The organism is Bradyrhizobium sp. UFLA06-24, from assembly GCF_054967145.1.
Genome location: NZ_JADFUE010000018.1, coordinates 1 through 22,364, shown reverse-complemented (window position 1 = coordinate 22,364; position 22,364 = coordinate 1). Strand labels below are relative to the sequence as shown.

Sequence of the window (22,364 nt, the reverse complement as noted above, 5' to 3'; positions counted from 1 at the left end):
ACGGATACCTAGCTCGTCTTTTGCCCGTAGTCCCCCGCGGCATACTGGGACAAATACGGAGCTAAATCTGTGAGCCAACTAACAGAAACCGTGAAATAGCGGGTCGTTAGCCATAAGGCCCGGAATCGACCGCCCCACAACTTGTACCTGCAACTGGTCCCGTTTCGCGGCAGCGGGCCCCTTTCCTAGCCCCCGATTCGTAAAGTTTTACGCAATTCGTGCAGACCGGCTTCAGCCTGCTCCGCAGTTTTGGCACCCCGTCCGCCGCGCGTTAAACCGAACAATACGGCCCGTCTCGCACTATCTCCGCGAAAGCAACAAGCCGGCACGTCGAGGTCGAGGGACCAAAGCGAAGCCGGAAGGGGATGTCAGATGGAGACCGCCGCTCACCGGCGCGCCTGGCGCGTCATCATTGCTGTCTGCGGATTGATGCTGCTGGGCTCAGCCGCCGACCTTCGTGCCGGCACATTGCTCTCGCCGGGCGCAGGCATGCTCGTGCGCAAATCCGCCGAGCCGTTCGGCGTGTTCGCCTTCGCCATCTCCGACGGCAGCCTGCGGCAGAAATGGTTCGCGCTGAAGCAGAAGTTCGACGACGACATGGTGCAGCTTGCGCTGTGCGACGGCGATCGCGACCATTGCGCCTCGCCCGCAGCGCTGAAGCTGCTCGCCATCGTCGACCAGGCTAGGGCCCGCGACGGTCGCGCCCGGCTCGGCGAGACCAATCGCGCCATCAATCTCGCCATCCGCGCCGCCAATGACGGCACTGACGACGTCTGGAGCTCGCCGCTCGCGACCTTCGCGCGCGGCGCCGGCGACTGCGAGGACTATGCCATCGCCAAGCTCGCCGCACTGCGGCTTGCCGGCGTCGCGGTGGAAGACCTCCGCATCGTCGTGGTACGCGACGTCAGGGCCGGCGAAGCGCATGCGGTCGCCGCCGCAAGGCTCGACGGCAGCTGGCTGATGCTGGACAACCGCCGCATGGCCATGGTCGAGGACGAGAACGCGCGGACCTACCAGCCGCTGTTCGTGCTCTACCAGGCGGCGGTGCTGAAATATGTCGGCGAGCCCGTGCAGTTGTCCGACGCCCGCTAATCTCGCTTGTAGCCCATCACAAACCCGTTTCGCGGCTCGATCCAGGACGCTAGCATGGCGTCCTTGATGCGGGGGCGGCTGGAATGCGGTTGATCGTTGCGATTGTGCTCGCATTGCTGGCCTGGCCGGCGGCGTCTGGCTTCGCGCAATCCGCTCCCTCCATCGCGGACAAGCTGCCGCTGTTTTCCAGGAATAACTGTCAGCAGATCCGTGACCCCGGCAATCAATTGTTCTGCGGTGACGCGGAGCTGTCCGCGGCCGCCGAGAAGCTGGGCACGGCGATCGAGGCGCGGCTCGCCCGCCTGCCCGATCGCCTGCCCGCGATCGAGGAGAATGCGGTCTGGAATCGCCAGCGCAATCTCGGCTGCGGCATCGTCGGCCAGACCGCGGTTCGCACCGAGGATTTCGAGCGGGTGAAGGCGTGCCTGCTCAAGGTAACCGAGGATCGCGCGACGATCGTGCGCGATCCAGATTTCGACTGTCTTGCCGCCAACACCGCGGCCGGCGCGCTGATCTGCGCGGACCCGGCGCTGGCGCTGACCGAGACCGAGCTCAACAGCCAGGTGCTCGGCCTGATCGGGAAGCTGGACCCGACTGCGGCACGCTTCGCCTTCGCCGAATACGGCCGCTGGACGCGCGAGCGTGATCGCAAGTGCAATCTGGTCGGCAAGGAGAACGTGCCGCTCGAGGAGCTCGGCTCCGCGGAAGATTGTCTCGCCGATTCCCTCAAGCGCAAGGCCGACGAGATCGCGGCCGCCAAAGGCGATCCGAAGAAGGTGTTCGGCCGGCAGGTCGCGGCCCGGGAGCCCGACACCGACGCGGTCGATTTCTGCGCGGCGCGCATCCACGCCGCCAATTCGTGCGGCAATTTCCTCCGCATCAATCGCGTCTACGCCCTCGACAGCCAGGTCACTGATCAGGAGGCGCAGGTCACCGGCGAGATCGAGATGGTGGTGCTGGCGCCGTTCACCACCTGCAGCAAGGTCGCCTCGGCCTGCACCGGCACCTGCTGGGACGCGGCTACCGGCCGTCCGCAACCGGGCGCCGCCAATAAGGAGCGCGCCGCAGCCGCCTTCAACGTCACGCGCCGCCTGCGGATACAGCGGACCTTTGCCTTCGTCAAAGCTGGCGACGGTTGGCGTTGCCGCGAAGACGAACTGGCGCCGGTCAATTCGGGGACGGCGAGCGGGGGATCGTAGTTCTTTCTTCCTTCTCGCCTTGTGGGAGAAGGTGGCGCGAAGCGCCGGATGAGGGGTTCTTTCCGCTCGCCCCACTGCTCGTAAGGATGGAGACCCCTCACCCGGCTTCGCTTTCAGCGAAGCCACCCTCTCCCGCAAGGGGAGAGGGTGCACGGCTTGTGCGGCGACAACGCCGCATCAAAACATCAGATTGTCCTTCACCAGAACCCAGCGGCCGGCCTTGACCTGCTGCACCTGGGTGATGGTGTTGGCGAGGTGGTCGGTCTTGGAGAACTTGGTCGGCGGCGAGTTGAAAATGTCGAGGAACTTTTCGCCCGACTCCAGTGAATCGAGCATCTTCTGCCCGGTCAGATCCTTGCCCGCCTTGTCCGCGTAGAACGCGAACGTCATCACCGCGTTGTAGCCGATGATCGCCTGCGTGTTGGCATCGGTGCCGAACATCTTCTTGTAGTTGATCAGCCAGTCGTGGACCTTGCCCTTGGCAGTGTCCTCATAGGGAATCTCGAAACCGCTCGCCGCGTAGAGCCCTTCGACCGCATCCTTGCCCAGCGTCGGCACCTCCAGCACGTTGGTCGGCGTCGCGCCGAGGAAGGTGACGTCCCAGCCGAGCTTCTTCGCCTCGGTCATCGCGCCGATGGTCTCGCGGATCACGGTGCCGAGCACGACGAGATCGCAGCCGTCGGACTTCATCTTGGCGACCTGCGCGCTGAAATCGGAGGCGCCGCGCTTGTAGCTCGTCACCGAAGCCGCCGGGATCTTCATCGCGGTCAGCTGCTGATTGAAGCCGTCGAGCACGTTCTTTCCGTACTCGTCGTCCTGATGCATGATGCAGGGCTTTTTGAAGTTCTTCCACTCCATCATGTATTTCAAGGCCGCCCGCGTGCTCTCGACATAGGGCAGCAGATTGTTGAACTTCAGCCGCTCCTGCGGCTTGGCCGGATCGAACTTGAAGGTGAACTCGGCGGCCGTCAGCGGAAACAGCTGAAGCACGCCGGCATCGAACAGGATGTCCTGCGCGGCGAGCACCGTGGGCGAGCCCATCGGGCCGATCATCGCGAAGATCTTGTCGCGCTCGACCATCTTCTGCGAGGCCAGCACCGCCTTCTTCGGATCGTAGCCATTGTCCTCCAGGATCATCTTGAGCTTGCGGCCCTGGATGCCGCCGGCCGCGTTGATCTCCTCGACCGCCATCTTCATGCCGTTGGACACAGGCACGCCCCAGACCTTGATCGGGCCCGAGAGATCCTGATGGGTGCCGATGACGATCTCGTTCGCCGAGATGCCTTCATTGGTGACCTTGGTTTGCGCCGCAGCCGGCAGACAGGTGAGCGCCACCGCACCCACAGCAAGGCCGAACGCTTTCAACGATTTCGACATTGACGTCTCCTCTCCTTGGGGCCCGTTCGATGCGAAGGGCGGGGCCATCACCGCTTCGCTGTTTCGTTCCTGCGCGTGCACGCTTACGCCACTGCGCGCTGGCGATACATCGCGTCGATTTCGGCGGCATAGCGCTTGTTCACGAAATTGCGCTTCAACTTCATGGTCGGCGTCAGCTCTTCGTCCTCCGGCGTGAGCTGGCGTTCGATCAGGTAGAATTTCTTGACGGTCTCGACGCGGGCGAAGTTCGCGTTGACGGCTTCGATTTCGCGCCAGATCAGATCCTGGATCTCGCTGGCCCGGCACAGGCTGGCATAATTGGTGAAGGGGATGTCGTGGTCCTGGGCGAACTTCTCGACATTCTCCTGGTCGATCATGACGAGGCAGGTGAGATACGGCCGCTTGTCGCCGATCACCACGGCGTCCGAGATGTAGGGCGAGAATTTGAGCTGGTTCTCGATTTCCGATGGCGTGATGTTTTTGCCGCCCGAGGTGATGATGATGTCCTTCATCCGGTCGGTGACGCGGACAAACCCCTCGTTGTCGATGAGGCCGACATCGCCGGTATGCAGCCAACCCCTGGCATCGATGGTCTCCGCCGTCTTCTCCGGCTGGTTCAAATAGCCCATGAACAGGAAGTCGCCCTTGATCAGGATCTCGCCGTCGGGCGAGAGCGCGACCTCGCCCCAGGGCACCGCGGTGCCGACCGAGCCGAGCTTGATGCGCTCGCCCGGCATCATGGTCGCGACCCCGCAATTCTCGGTCTGGCCGTAGACCTCGTGCATGTCGATGCCGAGCGCGAGGTACCAGCGGATCAGGTCCGGCGCGATCGGCGCCGCACCCGTGAAGGCAATGCGGCAACGATCGAGCCCGATCATGCGGCGGATATTGCGGAACGCGACCCGGTAGGCGATGGCGTTGGCGATACGCAGGCCTAGCGGCGGTGTCCTGCCCTCGAGGCGGCAATCGACCATGCGATAACCGATTTTGATGGCCCGGCGGTAGACCCATTGCTGCAGCGGCGTCGCATCCTTCAGCGCAATGGTGATCGCGGAGTAGAATTTCTCCCAGATCCGCGGCACCGCGAGGAACACCGTCGGCTGCACCTCGCGCAGATTGTCCGGCACGGTCTCCGGGCTCTCGGCAAAGTTCATCACCGAGCCGAGCGCGACCGAGATGTAATAGCCGCCGACCCGCTCGGCGACGTGACAGAGCGGCAGGAAGATCAGCCGGTCCTCGTCCTCCCGCGCGGGGATGAAATCGTTGGCGTGGCGCATCTGGTGCGTGACGCTGCGGTTGGCGTGCATCGCGCCCTTGGGCGGGCCCGTCGTACCTGACGTGTAGACGAGCACGGCGAGATCATCAGCACCGCGGCTGTCGATCATCTCCTGCCACAGCGCCTCGCGGCCGACCATATGGTTGCGGCCAAGCGCGCGAAACTCCTCGAACGACATCACCATGTCGTCGGAGAAGCCGCTGAGGCCCTCCATGTCGAATACCACGATCCGTTGCAGGCTGGGACAGCGGATACGGCAGGCAAGGATCTTGTCGAGCTGCTCCTCATCCTCGGCGAAGATCACCCGCGTGGTGGAATCATTGACGAGGTATTCGACCTGCGCCGATGAATCCGTCGGATAGATGCCCGAGGAGACACCGCCGGCGCAGAGGATGCCCATGTCGGCGTAGATCCATTCGGGGACGGCGTTGGCGATGATGGAGGCGACGTCGCCGGGCATAAAGCCGATGGCGCGAAGTCCGTAGGCGATTTCCTTCGAGATCTGCAGCCATTCGCGCCAGCTCGTCGGCTGCCAGATGCCGAATTTCTTCTCGCGGATCGCGGGCCGGTCGCCGCGCACCTCTGCCGCGCGCAGAAAGCTCCTTGCGATCGTATCAGCGACCGTCAGCACCGCCGGTCGGGCCATGCACGTCTCCTCTTGCCGCCGTTAAGCTTTCATCGCCGAGTCTTCACCGTAGAACCTTCATCTCCAGGTCTTCTTCTTTTTCCATCGCCGCTCACCTCGCGCGCCGGCTTCCTTGGCGCCAAGGTAGAACTCCTGAATGTCCTGCGAATGCATCAAGCGGTCGCAGCTGTCGTTCATCACGACGCGACCGATCTCCAGCACATAGCCGTAATGCGCCGTCTCCAGCGCCACGCGCGCGTTCTGCTCGACCAGCAGGATCGACATGCCCTGCTCCTCGTTGACGCGGCGGATGATGGTGAAGATCTCCTTCACCAGGATCGGCGACAGGCCGAGCGAGGGCTCATCCAGCAGCAGCAGCGTCGGCCGGTTCATCAGCGCGCGTCCGATCGCCAGCATCTGCTGCTCGCCGCCGGAGAGCTGGCCGGCCGGCTGGTTGACGCGCTCCTTCAGGCGCGGGAAATAGCCGTAGACCCGCTCCAGATCCTCCGACACGCCGTCCCGGTCCTTGCGCGGATAGGCGCCCATCATCAGGTTCTCGCGCACCGAGAGAAACGGAAACACTTCGCGTCCTTCTGGCACATGACTGAGGCCGAGGCGGACGATGCGGTCCGCCTCCATGCGCTGGATCGGCTTGCCCATGAACTCGATCGATCCTTTCTGCGGATCGAGAATGCCCGAGATGGTCTTCAGCACCGTGGTCTTGCCGGCGCCGTTGGCGCCCAGCAGCGTCACAATGCGGCCGCGCGGCACTTCCAGCGAGATGCCGCGGATCGCCATGATCGGCCCGTAATAGCTCTCGATGTTGGAGAGCCTCAAGATGATGTCCGGGGTCACGGTCGCATCCATCGCGTCAGGCTCCCAGATAGGCGGCGACGACGTCCGGGTGCTGCTGCACCTCGGACGGCGAGCCCATCGCCAGCACGCGGCCGTAATTCAGTGCGATCACGCGGTCCGAGACGCGGTTGACCAGCGACATGTCGTGCTCGACCATCAGCACGGTGACCCCGAGCTCGCTCTTCATGTCGCGGATCCAGAACGACATGTCATCGGTCTCCTCGACATTGAGACCGGACGATGGCTCGTCGAGCAGGATCAGTTTCGGCTCGGAGCAAAGCGCGCGCGCGAGCTCGATCACCTTGCGCACGCCGTAGGGAAGGCCCGAGATCAGCTTGTCACGATAGGGCTCGAGGTCGAGGAATTCGATCACCTGCTCGACCCGGCGGCGATGCAGCTTCTCGTTGGCGCGCACGCTCGGCAGGAACAGCAGCTCCTGCCAGAGCTGCGTGGTGGAGTGCCGGTGGCGCCCGACCAGCAGATTCGACAGCACCGTGGCGTTCTCGAATAGCTCGATGTTCTGGAACGTGCGGGCGATGCCGAGCCTGGCGATGTCATAAGGCGGCTGTTCGGTGATGTCCTGGTCCTCGAAGAAGATGCGGCCCGAGGTCGGCCGGTAGATCCGCGAGATCAGATTGAAGATCGAGCTCTTGCCCGCGCCGTTCGGCCCGATGATCGACAGGATCTCGCCCCTCTCGACCGCGAACGACACCGCATCGACGGCCTTGAGGCCCCCGAAATGCAGCGACAGGTTCTCGGCGCGGAAATAGCTCATCGGTTCCGCTCCGACTTCACGTAGATCTTCTGTCGCTTGAAGGTGGCGCGCTTGTAGAGCGGGAATAGCTGGAAGAAGAGCTTGATCTTGAGCCAGCGGCCGTAGAGGCCGAGCGGCTCGAACAGCACGAACAGCATGATGATGACGCCGTAGATCGCGCCCTTGAGACCGTTGAGCGAGGCGAACGCCGCGACCTTCGACTGGATGTTGCCTGCGGTCGCCGTGCCTGCGCCAAAGGCCGCGGCGATGCCGCCGATGATTCCGGGCATGTCGTCCTTGAGGTAAGTCAGAAACGGATCGATCATCACGATGAAGATCGCGCCCAGCACCGCGCCGTGCAGGCTGAAGGTGCCGCCGATCAGGATCACGATGATGAATTCGATCGAGAGCTGGAGCGTGAACATCTCCGGCGAGATGAAGGAGAGCTTGTGCGCGAACAGCACGCCGGCAAAGCCGGTGATCGCCGCCGAGATCGCGAAGGACTTGACCTTGTACAGCGCGACGTTGACGCCCATGCTGCGCGCCGCGGTCTCGCTGTCGCGGATCGCGACAAAGGCGCGCCCGGTCGGCGAGCGCAACAGGTTGAGCGTGCCGACGATGGTCAGCACCAGCACCGCAAGGCAGAGGAAATAGAAGGTCGGACTGTCGCGCGAGACTGTCACACCGAGCAGCGACAGTGCCTTGACCCGCAGCCCCTCATTGCCGTTGGTGACGCTTTCCCAGCGCGCCAGGATCTCCTCGACGATGAAGGCGAAGGAGATGGTGGCGATGACGAGATAGATACCCTGAAGCCGCAGCGCGGGAAAGCCGACCAGCGCGCCGATGCAGCCGGTCAGGACGCCCGCGGCGAGGAAATAGACCGGGAACGGCACATTGTATTTTTGCAGGTAAGCGGCCGTGTAGGCGCCGATCGCCAGGAACGCAGCGTGCCCGAGCGAGGCCTGGCCGGTAAAGCCGGTCAGGATCAGCAGCGCCACGCCGACAGTGGCGTAGATGCAGACGAAGACGAGCTGGCTCATCAGATAGCTGGAGAGCACGTAAGGCGCGATCAGCAGCACCGCGAACAGCAGGCTGTAGGAAACGACGTAGCCCGAATGCGGGAACAACCTGATGTCGTCTTCATAATCGGTCTTGAACAGGAAGCGCATGCGTTCAGACCTTCTTGCGGGCGTGAAGGCCGAACAGGCCTTCGGGCTTGAGCAGCAGCACGGCGAGCAGCACGATATAGGGCGCGACGTCCTTCCAGCCCTCCGGCAGATAGAACCCGGCCATGCTCTCGATCACACCGATCAGCACGCCGCCGACGACCGCGCCGGGGATCGAGCCGAAGCCGCCGAGCACCGCGGCCGGAAACGCCTTCAGCCCGAGCACGAGACCGACATTGGAATGAATGAAGGTGATCGGCGCCAGCAGCACGCCGGCGCAGGTCGCGACCGCCGCGCTGATCGCCCAGACGATCGACACCACGCGCTTGACCGGGATGCCCATGTAATATGCCGCGAGCATGTTCTCGGAGCTGGCACGCATCGCGGTGCCGAGCGTGGTCTTGTTGAAGAACAGCCAGAGCAGCGTGCACAGGATCATCGTCGCCGCGATCACCGACAGCTTGTCATAGGCTAGCACCAGAGAGCCGATCCGCAAGACGCCCTGGCTGAACGGCGTGTCGATCTTGAAATCGTCGGTGCCCCAGATCATGCCGGCGACCGAACGGAGGAAATAGCCGAGGCCAATGGTGGCCATGATGATGGAGAATTGCGGATAGCCGAGAATCGGCCGCACCACGATCCGCTCCGCCAGCATGCCGAACAGCGCCATCGCCGCCACCGCACCGGCAAAGCCGACCCAGTAGTTCAGGCCCATCATGCCGATGAAGGTGAAGGCGAAGAAGCCGCCCAGCATCATCAGATCGCCCTGGGCGAAATTGACGACCTCGGTGGCCTTGTAGACGAGCACGAAGCCGAGTGCGATCAGGCCGTAAACACAGCCGAGCGCAACACCGCTGACCAGCTGCTGAACGAAATCCAGCATCGCCGCGTCCTCCCGATGCAACCTGCGGTTCTTGACGACCGCATCGCCGCATCTTGTGTCCAGCCGCTACGCAGTCGTCTCGCTGCGTGAGCGCTATTTGTCCCGGCGCCAATTCAGCCTGAACCGCAAAGCGCTGTCAACAAACGGTGACTTCTGGAGTGTCCTGCCTTTAGTCCAACATGGAGACCGGAATTTGCGGCCGCGCGATTCACGGGGTCGAAACATCTTCAGGTCATGGTCGCGACCGATGCAAAACCTGTTAGTGTGGCCGTCATGAAGCCGGACAGCTCGGCGCTCGAACTCCGAGGGTTAACGAAGCGTTTTGACCGTTTGGCGGTCGACAGCCTCGATCTCACCGTTCGTGCCGGCGAATTCTACGCGCTGGTCGGCCCCAACGGGGCCGGCAAGACCACCACTTTGCGCATGGTTGCCGGCCTGCTCAGGCCCGACGACGGCGCAGTCTCGATCTTCGGGATCGACGCGCTCGCCAATCCCGTCGCGGCCAAGCAGGTGATGGCGTGGGTCTCCGACGAACCCATGATCTATGACAAGCTCACCCCGCTCGAATATCTCGAATTCGTCGCCGGCCTCTGGGGCATCGCACCCTCGGTCTCGAAACCGGTCGCCGAGGAGCTCCTGAACTCGCTCGGGCTCGAACCGCACCGGCACGAGCGCTGCGAGGGCTTTTCCAAGGGCATGCGCCAGAAGGTCGCTCTCGCCGGCGCGCTGGTGCACGACCCCCGCCTCATCATCCTCGACGAACCGCTGACAGGGCTCGACGCCGTTTCGGCCCGCCATGTGAAGGGACTGCTCGGCGACCGCGTCCGCGCCGGCTGCACCGTCATCATGACGACGCATATCCTCGAGGTCGCCGAGCGGATGGCCGACCGCATCGGCGTGATCGCGGCGGGACGTCTCGTTGCCGAGGGCACACTCACGGAGCTGCGTCAGCAGAACGGCCATGCTGACACCAGCCTGGAAGATCTCTTCATCGCATTGGTGACGCTGCAGGACGCGGCATGAGCTCGGCGACCGCGCTCTCCTGGTTTGCCCGTCACGAACTCAGGCTCGCCTGGCGCGAATGGTTCGCCATGATGACGGGCGGCCGTCGCCGGCGTGCCCGCGCCGCGGTGGTCGGGCTGATATTCTTCGCCGCGCTGCTGCACCTGCCGGCCTGGGCCGTGATCGGCCGCTTCGCCGATCTGCAGCTGCCGCTCGACAAATCCTCGCTGGTCGTGATCTCGGCGACCATCCTGCTGGCCTGGACCTTGATGCTATCGCAGGCGATCGAATCGGTGACGCGGGTGTTTTACGCCCGCGCCGATCTCGACCTGATCATGTCTTCGCCGGCGACGCTGGCGAATCTGTTCTCGGTGCGCATCGCCGCGATCGCGCTCAGCGTCACGCTGATGGCACTGCTGTTCTCGACGCCCTTCATCGACGTGCTGGTGATCGGCGGCGGGCCGCGCTGGCTCAGCGCCTTCGGCGTCGTCATTGCGATGGGACTGTCGGCCGCGGCGGTCGCGATTGCCGTCACCATCCTGCTGTTTCGCCTGATCGGCCCGGCGCGGACGCGTTTCGTCGCCCAGATCCTGGCCGCGATCATCGGCGCCGGCTTCGTGATCGCGCTGCAGGTGGCGGCGATCATCTCCTATGGCACGCTGTCGCGCTTCACCATCCTCACCTCCGGCACCCTGGCCGCCCACGCGCCAGAGGTCGACAGCATCTGGTGGTGGCCGGCGCGGGCGACCATGGGCGACAGCGCGGCGCTGCTGCTTCTGCTGGCGCTCGGGCTGGTGCTGCTCGGATGCGTGATGGCGATCTTCTCGGGCCGCTTCGCCGACACCGCGATCGACGCAGCCGCCTATGGCACATCCAGCCGCAAGCGCGCGAGGGAGCGTGCGTTCCGCGGCGGTTCGCGGCAGCAGGCGCTGCGGCGCAAGGAATTCGTGCTGCTCTGGCGCGATCCCTGGCTGATCTCGCAAACCCTGATGCAGCTGCTCTATCTGGTCCCGCCCACGCTGCTGCTGTGGCGCAGCTTTGGCGACAGCTCCGTGGCGCTGACGCTGATCACACCTGTGATCGTGATGGCCGCGGGTCAGCTCGCCGGCGGGCTGGCCTGGTTGACGATCTCGGGCGAGGACGCACCCGATCTGGTCGCGACCGCGCCGCTGACATCGTCCAGCGTGACCCGCGCCAAGATCGAGGTGGTGCTGATCGCGATCGCCGCCATCTTTTGCCCACTGGTTGCGGCGCTGGTTTTCGCCTCGCTGTTCCAGGCTGTCATCACGGCCGCCATGATCATCGTCGGCGCGGCTTCCGCCACCGCGATCCAGCTCTGGTTCCGCGTCCAGGCCCGACGCAGCCAATTCCGCCGCCGCCAGACCTCGTCACGGCTCGCCACCTTCGCCGAAGCCTTCTCCTCGATTGGCTGGGCTGCCACCGCCGCACTGCTGCTCACGCTGCCGACTGCCGGCATCGTCAGCGGACTGATTACGGCGGGCCTGGTTGCGATGACGTGGAAGTTCAGCCCGAGGCGGGAGTAGCAAGAGTGCGACAGTGACGCGCTGTTGATCGCGTCCTGTTGGCGGCACGCTGCTTAGCACGGTAGACTTTTCCTGAAGTCATTGGGGATGGATTCATGCGGCAATTCATTTCGGCGGCATTTGCACTGTTGAGCGCATGTCTCTCACCAGCCTTCGCCCAGCAGCCGCCTCAGCGTAGCGAATGTCTGGCGATGGCGAACGCCGCGCCCCGCGTCATGCCGGTCGCCTTCCGGCAGGCGGCCGCAGCGGCCGAGGTCGAGATCACCTATGCCGGCCATTCCACCTATTTCATCGACACGCCCGGCGGGGTGCGCATCGCGACCGATTACAGCGGCGCCTATCAAGTCGGCCGGCTGCCTGACGTCGTGACCATGAACCGGGCCCACAGCACCCATTATTCTCTCAATCCCGACAAGCGCATTCCGCATGTGCTGCATGGCTGGGGCGAGGACGGCAAACCGGCTGTGGTGTCGGAGCGGGTCGGCGACACCTTCATCCGCAACGTCACAACCGACATCCGCCGCTATTTCGGTGACGATTCCGGCGCGGACATGATCCGCGACGGCAATTCAATCTTCATCTTCGAGGTCGCGGGTCTCTGCATCGGCCATCTCGGCCATTTGCACCACAAGCTCGACGACAGCCACTTCGCCCAGATCGGTCGGCTCGACATCGTGATGGTGCCAATCGACGGCACCTACACCATGTCGCTCGACGGCATCTCGGAGATCACCAAGCGCCTACGCGCCTCCGTGGTGCTGCCGATGCACCGCTTCGCCACCCCGCTCGACGAGTTCATGCACCGTATCGGCCAGCAATTCGAGATCGACCGCCGTACCGAGCGCTCCTTGCGGATGTCGCGGGATACGCTGCCGACGACGCCGACCGTGATCATCCTCGATGGGGTCTGACGCAATTTTCTCCAAGTCGGTCGTCGGCCGACTGTGCTGATCTCCGTGGCAACGGGAGATCGACATGACCGAATTTGCAAGATGGCTACACGCGAACGGACCCCATCCCGAGCACGCGGCGGCGCTTCGGCTTTACGGCCGCTTCGTCGGCGATTGGGATGCCGAGATCACCGCCCACGGCGCTGATGGAACGAAGCACATCGCGCCGGGCGAAATCCATTTCGGCTGGGTGCTGGAGGGCCGCGCCGTCCAGGACGTCTGGATCATTCCGCGCCCTGCGGGCAGCCCCGCCTTTCCCATCGCCGGCAATTGGTACGGCACGACACTGCGCGTCTACGATCCCTCCATCTCGGCGTGGCGGATTTCATGGTTCGATCCGGGACGCTGCGTATTCCGCCAGCAGATCGGTCGCCCGCACGGCGAGGACATCGTACAGGAGGGCACGACCGACGGAGGTGATCTCACGCGCTGGAGCTTTACGGAAATCGCCGACGATGCCTTTCACTGGTTCGGCGAGGTCAAGCCTGCCACGGCAAGCGATTGGCGGCTGGCGGTGGATGTGAGGGCGATGCGGCGCACAAGCTGACGAGATCGCCAGGAAGCGACCGCCAGGCACAATGTGAAAGAGGGGCCGGGATGTTGATCCCGCCCCCTCTTCCGTCGTGGCCGCTGGGAAGCGTCCTTGAATGGAGTTAGCCGGCACCCATGAGAGTCGCGGGACGGCGCTCGCCGGGCGAGACGAACATCCGCTTCAACTTGTTGACGACGCGGACCATGAAGCCGATCACGGCCGGATTGGTCTTGCGGCAGAAGGCGATCTTCTTGACGTGGCCTTCGACATGCCATTTGGCGTGCGCGCCGTCGCGGAAGAAGACGACGTCGCCGACGCCATAGCGCTTCGGGGGCAACCCGTCGCTTTCGAGCACGATCGATCCTTCCAGGATCATGATCGTCTCGTCGAAATCATAATACCAGTTGAAGCGGCCCTCGGTGCAGGACCAGATGATGGTCGAGGCGGTGCCGTCGGAGCTGGTCGAAAGGATGTGCGAACGCGAGACCGGATTGCCCTCGATGATCCAGGCCGGCTCGATCGGCCGCAGCTCCAGATCCACGTTGCAACTACCAATTTCAATCAACGAGCGCGACATCTGCTTCCCCAGGGGATATAATATATATGGCCGGGTCTCGCCCCGGATTGTTTCGAAAGATGTCGGAACGCTAGTAGCCGGCTTTTAATTCTTTCTTACGCAGGCCCCAACAATCAGCCGCAAGTTGCAGATGTGAAGCGGTTAACGTGGAGATTTTCCCTGCAAATTCGCGCACATGAACCCTTCTTTTCCCGGGTGCGACAAAGTGCGCGAAAGCGACCATAAGGAGCCTGATCGATGCCCCTGACCCCAGAGCTGCTGACAGCCGACAGCAAGGTCGTAGCCTGGCTCGGCCGCCTCGAGGTCTCGTTCGCGCCGGACGAGGAGCCCTGGTTCACGATCGATGGCGTCGAAAGTCCCCGGCAAATCGGCATCGACGGCTCGGGCGGCGCCTTCGTGCTGCTGCCGTCGCAAAAAGTGCTGTACGTCTCGTCGGAGGGGCGCAGGCATTATGGCCGAAAGTTTCGAGGCGTTTGTCCAACTCGTCGTCGCCCGCCCCTATTGGCTCGACATCCTCAAATTCTCCGCCGGCGGCGACCTCGCGGAGATGCGGCGGGCGGCAGATGCGCTTGAGGCGACACGCGAGGACGAGGACGACGTCAACGCGGCGCGAGAGGGAATCCGCGAACGCCTCGGCCTCCCCGAGGCAGACGACCCGATCGGTGGGCTCTACGAGGCGGTCGCGGCTTCCGACGCCATCGTGCGCGCCACCGACGGCAGCCCTTTCACCACATTGTTCAACCGCTTCAGCATCGACAACAACCCGATGCTGCGCAACGCGGCCGCGTGAGATGTGACCTCTCCCCACCGGGGAGAGGTGAAGGACGCTACTTCGCCCACTCGCCCTTGCGGAACACCGGCACCTTGCTGCCGTCGGCCAGGATGCCGTCGATGTCGGTCTCGGCCGAGCCGATCATCCAGTCGATATGGATCAGGCTCTGGTTGCCGCCTTGCGCGGCGATCTGCTGCGGCGTGAGCTGCGCGCCGTTGACGAAGCACTTCGAGTAGCACTGGCCGAGCGCGATGTGCGAGGCTGCGTTCTCGTCGAACAGCGTGTTGTAGAACAACAGCCCGCTCTGCGAGATCGGCGAGGAATGCGGCACCAGCGCCACCTCGCCGAGCCGGCGCGCGCCCTCGTCGGTGTCGAGCACCTTGTTCAGCACCTCGGCGCCGCGCGAGGCCTTGGCGTCGACGATCCTGCCGTCCTCGAAGCGCACCGCGATGTTGTCGATCAGCGTGCCCTGATAAGACAGCGGCTTCGAGCTCACGACATGGCCGTAGACCCGCCGGCAATGCGGCGTGGTGAAGACCTCTTCGGTGGGGATGTTGGCGTTGCAGCTGATGCCGTTCTTGGCGGACGAGGCGCCACCTTCCCATTCATGACCGTCGGCAAGCCCGATGGTGAGGTCGGTGCCGGGACCCGAATATTGCAGCGCGCGGAAGCGCTGGCCGTTGAGCCAGTTGGTGCGCTCGCGCAGCACGGCATTGTGGCTCGCCCAATTCGAAATCGCATCCTCGCGGTCGACGCGGGACGCCGCGAAGATTGCATCCGCCAGCTTGCCGATGGCGACATCTTCCGAATCGTTCGGGAAGACCTGCTTTGCCCAGGACGGGCTCGGATAGGCGATGATGTTCCAGTTGGTGTCGAAATTGACGATCTTCTCCAGCGCAGGCTGGTAGGCCATGGAATTGGCCTTGCTGGCGCGCGCCACCTTGGACGGATCCTCGCCCGAGAGCAGCATCGGATTGTCGCCGACGATGGCAAGACGCGCCGTGTTGTCCGAGAACGCCTTCGCCATGCCCTCGTAAAGCCAGTTGGCGGCGCGATCGAAGCTGTTGTCCTGGCCGTAGCGGTAGCGCGCCAGCGTCATCTCCTCGTCGGAGAGGATCGGCGTGACGATGCCCGCGCCGGCCTTGTAGGCGTGCACGGCGATCCGGCGCACCAGCGGCAATGCGATCGCGGGCGCCGTCAGGAGAAGGTCCTGTCCCGGCCGCAAGCCCAGCCCCACCTTCACCGCCACCTCGGCCAGCCGGTCGAGCTTCACGGGATCGATGGACGTGTTGGAATTGCGTTGATCGGTCATGCGAGGCCCTCTGTCGAAATCTCTCATTCAATTTAAGTCTAGCATCACGGGACACAAGTGCGCGAGCGTCTTGCGAACCGTGAAAGATACGCAGTTTCACCCGGTTTGGTTTTCAACGCGTTGCCGATTCCGGTGTCCAGCCAGCGTTGGCGGGCCCGGGACCGAGGTCATTTTTCGGTGAGGACTGTCTTCACAAAGGGCGGTCGGATGGCTTCCGCGTTCGCTCCTCGAACGACGGCGTACAAGGCGCGCGCATGAGGCACCCACCATCCTGTCCAAATTCTAATTCAGTACACCGCTCCACTACATTATCACTCGTCAGGCGGCGCAAATGCCGCCGCATGACGAGGAGACCACAATGTTGAAATCGTTTCGCCTGGTCGCTGGAGCTTGCCTGCTGGCAGGCCTGTCGGCTGCGACATTGACTTCGGCGTCGGCTGCGCCGATCGGACAGCCGCTCGCGATGGCACAATCGGCGCCCGGCCGGTTCGAGCAGGTGCGCTGGTACGGACATCGCGGCTGGGGCTGGGGCGGCGGCGCCTTCGTCGGCGGACTTGCGGCCGGCGCGATCATCGGCGGCGCGGTTGCGGCGCCCTATTATTATGGCTCGCCTTATTATTATGAACCGGGCTATCCGCCGCCGCCCGCTGCCTACGGACCGCCGCCGGAAGGCGACATCCAATACTGCATGCAGCGCTACCGATCCTACAACCCGAATACGGGCCTGTACCTCGGCAAGGATGGCAGGCGCCATCCTTGCCCATAGCGAGACAAGCCATGCCGACGAACGGCGGCTTGAGCACGTGATCGAGTTCTCTTGAATCTGCATCCACCCTGCTCCCTCACGGGACAGGGTGGATTTGCGTTGGGGCGTCAGCCTCGCGCCCTCTACTCCTGCATCATCTCGCCGCTGCCGCCGAACTCGGCGGGGAAATCCTTCAGCTTGGGCAGGCCGTCCCGTATCGGCAGCACCGTCTCGCTATAATTGACGTGAACGCCGGGTGCGAATTTGAGCGTCGGAATCGTGGCGGTGAAGACGTCGATCATCCCGAGCGGCGGATGATTGGTCATGAGATGACCACCACACTTCTTGCAGAATTGACGCTGGCTGAGCGGTGTCTTGGCATAGGTCCCAATATGCTCCGCACCTTGGGTAACGCGCACCGCCTCGGGCTTCCACAGGCTGAACGCGTTCACGGGGCCGCCTGACCAGGAGCGGCAGGACCGGCAATGGCAATATCCCATCGCCTCGGGTTCCCCCGTGACCTCGAGCGCGACCGCGCCGCAGAAACAACTCCCGACATGTGTCATCGTGATCTCCGTTTATGAGTCTTTTTGAATTGGCCGTTTCCTCTGTGCCTCGGTGCCGCATCCTCCTTTCGACGGACGCGGCGGAGGCGCGCGAATGTTACACCGACTTTCGCCAGGGAATAAGCATCGACACCCGTTGTTTGTACTGCCGGTATTCGTCGCCAAAGAGAGCGACGAGATCGTGCTCCTCCAGCGCGATGCCCACGAAGATGTAGGCCGTGGTCACGGCCGCGAACAGCAGATGGCCTGCGGTCATGGTCGGCGCCGCCCAAAAAGCGATGATGAAGCCGAGATAGATCGGATGACGGACGAATTTATAGAGCAGCGGCGTCTTGAACCGCGGCGGCTCGGCCCGCTTGCCGGCAAGATGGTTGGCGACCTGATGCAATCCGAACAGTTCGAAATGATTGATGATGAAAGTCGAGGTGAACACCAGCAGCCAGCCCGCGAACGACAGCGTGATCAGCGTCACGGCAAGACCCGGATTGGCGACGTCCCATACGAGCGGCGGCAGCGGACGCCACTGCCAGAACAGGAGAAGCAATGACAGGCTCGCGAACAGCACATAGGTCGAACGCTCGATCGGCTTGGGGACGAACTGCGTCCACCACGCCTTGAAGCCCTGGCGCGCCATCACGCTATGTTGAACGGCGAATAGCGTCATCAACAGCAGATCGACGATCAAGGCTTCAGCCGCCGGTGTGTCGGTTCCCATGTCGATGGTCTTCGGCACCACCAGCCCCGTCACGAAGCCGATGGCGTAGAGAATGGTGACGAAAAACACGAGATAGGCGGCAATGCCGTAGAGGAACGCGATGATCTTGAAAGCTTTTGAGCCCGACGCGTCGGGACGCAGGGAATGAATCTGATGATCAATTTGAGTCATAGGCAGCTCCGTTGCGCCGAAGCGTCGGCACCTCATGGGTCGCTGCACCATGCCTGCGCGAATGGCTGAAGACTTTCGCGGACGGTTGATTTTCGCCTGACACGGCTATGATTTTTGCTTGAGACAGAAACGTGCGATTTCTTTTTGAGAACAATGTGCTCGACGGCGATCTGCGCGAGCTGACCTGCGCCGGGACGGCCGTGCCGCTGCAGCCGCAGGTATTCGACCTGCTGCTTTACCTCGTCGCGGAGCGCGGCCGCGTCGTCAGCAAGAATGACCTGATCAGCCAGATCTGGAGCGACCGCATCGTCTCGGATTCGGCGCTGAACAGCCGGATCAATGCCGCGCGCAAGGCGCTCGGCGACGACGGCACGACGCAGCGGCTGATCAGGACGATCCCGCGGAAAGGTTTTCGCTTCGTCGGCGAGGCCCGTGAAGAAGTCGCAAGAAGGCGTGCGCAGGCCGAAGCCGCGCCGAGCTCGGCGCGTGCCGCGACGGACCGTCCAGGCATTGCCGTGCTCGCCTTCGAGAACATGAGCGGCGATCCCGCCCAGGACTATTTCGGCGACGGGATCAGCGAGGACATCCTCACCGCGTTGTCGAAGCAGCGCTGGTTCATCGTGATCGCCCGCAATTCGTCCTTCACTTACAAGGGGCGCGCGGTCCACATCAAGCAGATCGCCGAAGAGCTCGGCGCGCGCTACATCGTCGAGGGCAGCGTGCGCAAGGTTGACAACCGCGTGCGCATCACCGCGCAGCTCAACGACGCCACCACCGGCGGCCACCTCTGGGCCGAGCGCTATGACCGCGAGCTCACCGACGTCTTCGCCGTGCAGGACGAGATCACCGCGCGGATCGTCGCGGCGATCGAGCCGCAGATCCATGCCGCCGAGAACAGGGACCTTGCGCAGCTCCGGGGCTCCGAGCAGGCGCTCGTCACCAGCGCCGCCATTACATCCGCTTCCGGCGCAGATGGATGATGACGTCGAGCCGCGCGATCTCGTGGCCGGGAAGCGCAACCGGCATCTTGCTGAAGGCAAGGCCGCCGGCGACGTCGACCAGCAGATCCTCGCCCTCCAGATAGAAGTGCGGATGGACTGACGTGTCGGTGTCGAAGAACGATTTGATTCCGTCGGCCGCGATCCGGCGCAGCAGGCCCGCCTCGGTGAACTGGTTCAGCGTGTTGTAGACGGTCGCTAGCGACAGATAGGCGTTTGCCGCCACCGCCTCGGCGTAGAGGCTCTCCGCCGTGACATGGCGATGGCCGCGCAGGAACAGCAGTTTGCCGAGCGCAAGACGCTGGCGGGTCGGGCGCAGGCCGGCATCGCTCAGCATTTGCAGGCAATGCTTGGCCCCATCGTCCGAGAGCAGGCCTGGCTCGACGGCATCCTCCCCGCCCGCAGGATTGTTGGTGGCCTGGATGTCCATCGGTCGTCTTGCCTCCCGCGAAAACGGACAGGGCGCGGCTTCCCCGTGCGCCAGTTGACATCGGATCGCAAAAGGGACGGCTTGGCTTTGATCCGGATCAAATCCGGGCCGGCCTCTGACCTATCGCAAGGCAGGTCGGTTTATTCCCAGCCAAGATGTTGTGGAATCGAAGAGGCCCCCATGACGAAGCCGGTTCCCGACAAGGCAGAAATCGCGCTCGAATATCCCGACAAATTCTATGTCGGCACCTTCGAGCATTCATCGCGATTCGAGGCACATCTCGACGGCAACGGCGTGGCACTCGTGCTCGAGCGTCCCGGGACCGAGGACGTGCGCAAGTCGGTGCACCTGCACATCAACTTCGGCCTGCTCGCCGGCATCTTGCGCGAGCTCGCAGGCAGCGTCGCTGCGATTCCAAAGGACGACATCGCCCATCGCGAGCTGCTCGCCAGCGCGCTGCGTGAATTGCAAGAGGCGCTGAAAACCTGCTGAGCCTTATTTGGCTTTGACCTGGGTCGGCTTCGGCGGCGGCACGTGCGCCCATTCCTTGTCGGCGCGGGGGCCGTTGAGATCGCCGGTGAGGCCGATCAGCTGGCCGGGCTGGACGTCGAGCGTCTGCTGCCAGGCCTGAGTCTGGCACAGGAACTTGATTAAGCACCCCCTGAGCTTGAGGCGATCGGCGGATTCGCGCCAGAGCGAGACTGCATAGGTCTTGCCGTCCTCGGCATTGTAGATCTCGCCGGCGAAGCGGCCGTCAGGCGTCGCCTGCAAGCCCATGATCAGCTGGTGGCCGAGCAGCGCGCGGGCGCGCTTGTCGGCATCGGGGTTTTCCTTGTCGCGATAGGGTTGTCCGCGCTTGTCGGCCGGCTCCTTCATCCAGACGATGAAGCCGCAGATGCGGTCGCGCGACGGACCGCAACGCTCGAGCCTGATGCGGGCGCGGCCGTCCTCGACCAGCCAGGTGCCGCTGGGGTCGACGGGCGTGGCGGCGCCGGCGCGGCCGTCAAAGGCCATCATCGCGATGGTGACGGCGACACGCAGCACGAAACGAAGGAGGATGTTCATCAGCAGCACCTTTTGTAGGATCGATCGCGACGTCAGTTCAGTTGCGCCATCAGCGCATCGGCGCCCTTGTCGATACCGGCATTGGCGGCCGCCAGCGCGCCGACGCTGGCCTTGATGTCGTAGGCGCCGGGATATTGCCTGGTGACGTAGGCGGAGAGCAGACGCGTGGTCGAAGCGTCGAAAATCTCGACGCTGTAGATCACCAAGCCGGTCAGCATGCCCTCGGCGTCGCGCGCGGCCTGCACCCCGTTGTAAACCGCGCCCGCCATGTCGAAGCGGGAAAGTGTGCCGAGCACCGGCGTGTTGGTGACCGCGCCGGTCAGCGTCAACGTGATCCGCAGGGTCTCCGGCCCCCGCTCGCGCACCTGCGCGAAGCGGCTGCGCAGCCGCTCGGCGAAGCGGGTCTGCATGGTGGCGGCAAGCGTCGCCTTGTCCTGGTCGGACATGTCGCCGAACTGGTGATCCTTGCCACGATACACGACGACCGGTTCGAGGATCACTTTACGATAGGAGCGCCAGTCGACCGACGTGGAGTAGCGGTAGGGTACGCGACCGGAGGCATCCGAACGATCATCCGCAAGGTAGGCCGATGAAGCCAACTCTGAATAACGTACGGGTGCGACCGAGGCGCAGCCGGCCAGGACCGTGCCAAGCACCAGCGTTCCCAGACCGCGCAGGGCGATCGAGCGATCCATTTTTAAACTCCTCTTTCAGCTTCTCGACAGGCGAGGCGCGACCGCAGCCGCGTGCGGGACCAGACGCGGCTGCGACGCTCACCTTTGCCGACCCAAGGCGTCGTCCGGGGCCATGTCGGACGCTCAGGGCCGTCTCAGTGACTTCACTTATAAACCGACCAGTTGGTTTGTAAATAAGGAAATGAACCGATGCCATTTGGTCGCAGGCGCGACTTTGGGCAGGGATCGGCAGGACTTCGTTAACGATTCAGGCGCGCTTGCGCCGGCTTGCAGCTCTCGCGGTCGATGCGGCGCCGGATTTGGCGGGACGCTTCGCCCGAGACTGTTCAAGACCGTGCCATTGCGCGTCGTCGGCCAGGCGCGCGAAAAGCCGCTGCTGCTCATCTCTGTTGAGCGGCGACATTCCGAACAATGAGCTCAACAGTAATCCGATTGCCCCAGCCCAGCGCAGCATCGCGAGATCAGGATCGGCGGCCTCTTCCCTGATCGCGGCCATCCTCTTCATCTCGCGCTCGCGCGGCAACGCCATCAGGCCGGGATTCTCGACTATGGCCGCAACCAGCGCCAGTGCAGCGGAATTCGGCGAAGTTGCCGCTTCCCGCACGGTCGCGAGCTGGGTTGCCAGATTTGGATTGGGCGAGGTCGCGCTCACCTTCGCCATATAGGCCGAGGAGAACTCCTCGAAATGCGCCATCTGCCGCTCGAGCAGCGCTTTCAGCACCGCCTCCTTGGTGCGGAACTGGTGCATCACGCCGCCCTTGCTCAGACCGCTCTCACGCGCAATCGCATCGAGCGTCAGCCGGCCGGGTCCATCGCGCGCGATGATCGCGATGGCTGCTTCGAGCGCAGCATTGCGGGATCGTTCGGAGCGTGTGGCGTTGTCCATGCGCCGACTTGTCTCCATGACGAGACAATGAATCAAGTGAAAACCGGACGCGCTGTACATTTTTTGTGCGGACACTGTCGAGACTTTCATCTTGCGGCGCGGAACGGGACCGTGTGAGCCTCGCGCCCGGATGGGGACTGGGATGGGCCGGCCGTCGCTTCGCGCGCGAGGACGTCG

General features: G+C 63.7%; 23 protein-coding genes and 1 pseudogene. 10 read left to right on the top strand and 14 right to left on the bottom strand.

What is annotated here, in order from left to right; all coding sequences use genetic code 11:
- Positions 1 to 372 precede the first annotated feature (372 nt).
- A complete protein-coding gene (locus IF809_RS16630; protein WP_128968723.1) occupies positions 373 to 1,092 on the top strand; it encodes a transglutaminase-like cysteine peptidase in 720 nt (239 codons plus the stop codon).
- 83 nt (positions 1,093 to 1,175) lie between these two features.
- Complete coding sequence (locus IF809_RS16625; protein ID WP_462838020.1) at positions 1,176 to 2,291, top strand: lysozyme inhibitor LprI family protein; 1,116 nt, start codon at positions 1,176 to 1,178, stop codon at positions 2,289 to 2,291.
- Between the two features lie 177 nt (positions 2,292 to 2,468).
- Here IF809_RS16625 and IF809_RS16620 read toward each other — a convergent pair whose 3' ends face one another.
- From IF809_RS16620 to IF809_RS16595, 6 genes are all read right to left on the bottom strand, one after another.
- Positions 2,469 to 3,668 (bottom strand): ABC transporter substrate-binding protein, encoded by a 1,200-nt coding sequence (locus tag IF809_RS16620; protein WP_164938919.1) that lies wholly within the window; start codon positions 3,666 to 3,668, stop codon positions 2,469 to 2,471.
- 83 nt (positions 3,669 to 3,751) lie between these two features.
- The gene (locus IF809_RS16615; protein ID WP_128968726.1) at positions 3,752 to 5,590 is read right to left on the bottom strand and encodes an AMP-dependent synthetase/ligase; all 1,839 of its coding nucleotides are present in this window, start codon (positions 5,588 to 5,590) and stop codon (positions 3,752 to 3,754) included.
- Positions 5,591 to 5,647: 57 nt separating this feature from the next.
- On the bottom strand, positions 5,648 to 6,436 hold the full coding sequence (locus IF809_RS16610) for an ABC transporter ATP-binding protein (protein ID WP_128968727.1): 789 nt from the start codon (positions 6,434 to 6,436) through the stop codon (positions 5,648 to 5,650).
- Between the two features lie 4 nt (positions 6,437 to 6,440).
- Entirely contained in the window at positions 6,441 to 7,199 is a 759-nt protein-coding gene (locus IF809_RS16605; RefSeq protein ID WP_128968728.1) for an ABC transporter ATP-binding protein, read from the bottom strand.
- Complete coding sequence (locus IF809_RS16600) at positions 7,196 to 8,347, bottom strand: branched-chain amino acid ABC transporter permease (RefSeq protein ID WP_462838019.1); 1,152 nt, start codon at positions 8,345 to 8,347, stop codon at positions 7,196 to 7,198. Before IF809_RS16600 ends, IF809_RS16605 begins: the two co-directional genes overlap by 4 nt.
- 4 nt (positions 8,348 to 8,351) lie before the next feature.
- The gene (locus IF809_RS16595) at positions 8,352 to 9,227 is read right to left on the bottom strand and encodes a branched-chain amino acid ABC transporter permease (RefSeq protein WP_128968730.1); all 876 of its coding nucleotides are present in this window, start codon (positions 9,225 to 9,227) and stop codon (positions 8,352 to 8,354) included.
- A 273-nt stretch (positions 9,228 to 9,500) separates the two neighbouring features.
- Here IF809_RS16595 and IF809_RS16590 point away from each other — a divergent pair, with 273 nt between their 5' ends.
- The 4 genes from IF809_RS16590 (at position 9,501) to IF809_RS16575 (ending at position 13,270) form a co-directional block, all read left to right on the top strand.
- A complete protein-coding gene (locus IF809_RS16590) occupies positions 9,501 to 10,250 on the top strand; it encodes an ABC transporter ATP-binding protein (protein ID WP_462838055.1) in 750 nt (249 codons plus the stop codon).
- Complete coding sequence (locus IF809_RS16585; protein WP_462838018.1) at positions 10,247 to 11,773, top strand: permease; 1,527 nt, start codon at positions 10,247 to 10,249, stop codon at positions 11,771 to 11,773. Before IF809_RS16590 ends, IF809_RS16585 begins: the two co-directional genes overlap by 4 nt.
- Positions 11,774 to 11,868: 95 nt before the next feature.
- Complete coding sequence (locus IF809_RS16580) at positions 11,869 to 12,684, top strand: MBL fold metallo-hydrolase (protein WP_462838017.1); 816 nt, start codon at positions 11,869 to 11,871, stop codon at positions 12,682 to 12,684.
- Between the two features lie 64 nt (positions 12,685 to 12,748).
- Positions 12,749 to 13,270, top strand: coding sequence for a hypothetical protein (locus tag IF809_RS16575; protein ID WP_462838016.1), 522 nt, complete (start codon positions 12,749 to 12,751; stop codon positions 13,268 to 13,270).
- A 106-nt stretch (positions 13,271 to 13,376) separates the two neighbouring features.
- On the opposite strand, the gene IF809_RS16570 is transcribed toward IF809_RS16575, so the two are convergent.
- A complete protein-coding gene (locus IF809_RS16570; protein ID WP_128968735.1) occupies positions 13,377 to 13,832 on the bottom strand; it encodes a cupin domain-containing protein in 456 nt (151 codons plus the stop codon).
- Positions 13,833 to 14,283: 451 nt separating this feature from the next.
- Between IF809_RS16570 and IF809_RS16565 the strand changes: the two genes are divergently transcribed.
- Positions 14,284 to 14,622, top strand: a complete 339-nt coding sequence (locus IF809_RS16565; RefSeq protein ID WP_462838015.1) for a hypothetical protein — start codon at positions 14,284 to 14,286, stop codon at positions 14,620 to 14,622.
- Between the two features lie 37 nt (positions 14,623 to 14,659).
- Here the strand turns inward: IF809_RS16565 and IF809_RS16560 are convergent, their stop codons facing one another.
- Complete coding sequence (locus tag IF809_RS16560) at positions 14,660 to 15,916, bottom strand: aminopeptidase (protein WP_128968737.1); 1,257 nt, start codon at positions 15,914 to 15,916, stop codon at positions 14,660 to 14,662.
- Between the two features lie 358 nt (positions 15,917 to 16,274).
- Between IF809_RS16560 and IF809_RS16555 the strand changes: the two genes are divergently transcribed.
- Positions 16,275 to 16,682, top strand: a complete 408-nt coding sequence (locus IF809_RS16555) for a BA14K family protein (RefSeq protein ID WP_128968738.1) — start codon at positions 16,275 to 16,277, stop codon at positions 16,680 to 16,682.
- 122 nt (positions 16,683 to 16,804) lie between these two features.
- On the opposite strand, the gene IF809_RS16550 is transcribed toward IF809_RS16555, so the two are convergent.
- Together IF809_RS16550 and mddA are read right to left on the bottom strand one after the other, a co-directional pair.
- Positions 16,805 to 17,227, bottom strand: coding sequence for a GFA family protein (locus IF809_RS16550; protein ID WP_128968739.1), 423 nt, complete (start codon positions 17,225 to 17,227; stop codon positions 16,805 to 16,807).
- Positions 17,228 to 17,324: 97 nt separating this feature from the next.
- Complete coding sequence (mddA, locus tag IF809_RS16545; RefSeq protein ID WP_128968740.1) at positions 17,325 to 18,113, bottom strand: methanethiol S-methyltransferase; 789 nt, start codon at positions 18,111 to 18,113, stop codon at positions 17,325 to 17,327.
- Positions 18,114 to 18,244: 131 nt separating this feature from the next.
- Between mddA and IF809_RS16540 the strand changes: the two are divergent.
- Positions 18,245 to 19,009: pseudogene (locus IF809_RS16540) on the top strand (winged helix-turn-helix domain-containing protein); the annotation flags it as partial.
- A gap of 55 nt (positions 19,010 to 19,064) precedes the next feature.
- Here the strand turns inward: IF809_RS16540 and irr are convergent.
- A complete protein-coding gene (gene irr / locus IF809_RS16535) occupies positions 19,065 to 19,541 on the bottom strand; it encodes a Fur family transcriptional regulator Irr (protein WP_128968741.1) in 477 nt (158 codons plus the stop codon).
- A gap of 180 nt (positions 19,542 to 19,721) precedes the next feature.
- On the opposite strand from irr, the gene IF809_RS16530 reads away from it, so the two are divergent.
- On the top strand, positions 19,722 to 20,033 hold the full coding sequence (locus IF809_RS16530; protein ID WP_128968742.1) for a hypothetical protein: 312 nt from the start codon (positions 19,722 to 19,724) through the stop codon (positions 20,031 to 20,033).
- A 3-nt stretch (positions 20,034 to 20,036) separates the two neighbouring features.
- Here the strand turns inward: IF809_RS16530 and IF809_RS16525 are convergent, their stop codons facing one another.
- The 3 genes from IF809_RS16525 to IF809_RS16515 all read right to left on the bottom strand — a co-directional run bounded on the left by IF809_RS16525 (position 20,037) and on the right by IF809_RS16515 (position 22,187).
- Complete coding sequence (locus IF809_RS16525; RefSeq protein WP_462838014.1) at positions 20,037 to 20,606, bottom strand: DUF2147 domain-containing protein; 570 nt, start codon at positions 20,604 to 20,606, stop codon at positions 20,037 to 20,039.
- 32 nt (positions 20,607 to 20,638) lie between these two features.
- The gene (locus IF809_RS16520) at positions 20,639 to 21,301 is read right to left on the bottom strand and encodes a DUF3313 domain-containing protein (RefSeq protein ID WP_462838013.1); all 663 of its coding nucleotides are present in this window, start codon (positions 21,299 to 21,301) and stop codon (positions 20,639 to 20,641) included.
- Positions 21,302 to 21,548: 247 nt separating this feature from the next.
- Complete coding sequence (locus IF809_RS16515) at positions 21,549 to 22,187, bottom strand: TetR/AcrR family transcriptional regulator (protein ID WP_128968745.1); 639 nt, start codon at positions 22,185 to 22,187, stop codon at positions 21,549 to 21,551.
- Positions 22,188 to 22,364 lie beyond the last annotated feature (177 nt).

Excerpts from the sequence above, each read along its gene's own strand:
- IF809_RS16630 (WP_128968723.1), top strand. The coding sequence starts at position 373 with ATGGAGACCGCCGCTCACCGGCGCGCCTGGCGCGTCATCATTGCTGTC.
- IF809_RS16625 (WP_462838020.1), top strand. The coding sequence starts at position 1,176 with ATGCGGTTGATCGTTGCGATTGTGCTCGCATTGCTGGCCTGGCCGGCG.
- IF809_RS16620 (WP_164938919.1), bottom strand. The coding sequence starts at position 3,668 with ATGTCGAAATCGTTGAAAGCGTTCGGCCTTGCTGTGGGTGCGGTGGCG.
- IF809_RS16615 (WP_128968726.1), bottom strand. The coding sequence starts at position 5,590 with ATGGCCCGACCGGCGGTGCTGACGGTCGCTGATACGATCGCAAGGAGC.
- IF809_RS16610 (WP_128968727.1), bottom strand. The coding sequence starts at position 6,436 with ATGGATGCGACCGTGACCCCGGACATCATCTTGAGGCTCTCCAACATC.
- IF809_RS16605 (WP_128968728.1), bottom strand. The coding sequence starts at position 7,199 with ATGAGCTATTTCCGCGCCGAGAACCTGTCGCTGCATTTCGGGGGCCTC.
- IF809_RS16600 (WP_462838019.1), bottom strand. The coding sequence starts at position 8,347 with ATGCGCTTCCTGTTCAAGACCGATTATGAAGACGACATCAGGTTGTTC.
- IF809_RS16595 (WP_128968730.1), bottom strand. The coding sequence starts at position 9,227 with ATGCTGGATTTCGTTCAGCAGCTGGTCAGCGGTGTTGCGCTCGGCTGT.
- IF809_RS16590 (WP_462838055.1), top strand. The coding sequence starts at position 9,501 with ATGAAGCCGGACAGCTCGGCGCTCGAACTCCGAGGGTTAACGAAGCGT.
- IF809_RS16585 (WP_462838018.1), top strand. The coding sequence starts at position 10,247 with ATGAGCTCGGCGACCGCGCTCTCCTGGTTTGCCCGTCACGAACTCAGG.
- IF809_RS16580 (WP_462838017.1), top strand. The coding sequence starts at position 11,869 with ATGCGGCAATTCATTTCGGCGGCATTTGCACTGTTGAGCGCATGTCTC.
- IF809_RS16575 (WP_462838016.1), top strand. The coding sequence starts at position 12,749 with ATGACCGAATTTGCAAGATGGCTACACGCGAACGGACCCCATCCCGAG.
- IF809_RS16570 (WP_128968735.1), bottom strand. The coding sequence starts at position 13,832 with ATGTCGCGCTCGTTGATTGAAATTGGTAGTTGCAACGTGGATCTGGAG.
- IF809_RS16565 (WP_462838015.1), top strand. The coding sequence starts at position 14,284 with ATGGCCGAAAGTTTCGAGGCGTTTGTCCAACTCGTCGTCGCCCGCCCC.
- IF809_RS16560 (WP_128968737.1), bottom strand. The coding sequence starts at position 15,916 with ATGACCGATCAACGCAATTCCAACACGTCCATCGATCCCGTGAAGCTC.
- IF809_RS16555 (WP_128968738.1), top strand. The coding sequence starts at position 16,275 with ATGTTGAAATCGTTTCGCCTGGTCGCTGGAGCTTGCCTGCTGGCAGGC.
- IF809_RS16550 (WP_128968739.1), bottom strand. The coding sequence starts at position 17,227 with ATGACACATGTCGGGAGTTGTTTCTGCGGCGCGGTCGCGCTCGAGGTC.
- mddA (WP_128968740.1), bottom strand. The coding sequence starts at position 18,113 with ATGACTCAAATTGATCATCAGATTCATTCCCTGCGTCCCGACGCGTCG.
- irr (WP_128968741.1), bottom strand. The coding sequence starts at position 19,541 with ATGGACATCCAGGCCACCAACAATCCTGCGGGCGGGGAGGATGCCGTC.
- IF809_RS16530 (WP_128968742.1), top strand. The coding sequence starts at position 19,722 with ATGACGAAGCCGGTTCCCGACAAGGCAGAAATCGCGCTCGAATATCCC.
- IF809_RS16525 (WP_462838014.1), bottom strand. The coding sequence starts at position 20,606 with ATGAACATCCTCCTTCGTTTCGTGCTGCGTGTCGCCGTCACCATCGCG.
- IF809_RS16520 (WP_462838013.1), bottom strand. The coding sequence starts at position 21,301 with ATGGATCGCTCGATCGCCCTGCGCGGTCTGGGAACGCTGGTGCTTGGC.
- IF809_RS16515 (WP_128968745.1), bottom strand. The coding sequence starts at position 22,187 with ATGGACAACGCCACACGCTCCGAACGATCCCGCAATGCTGCGCTCGAA.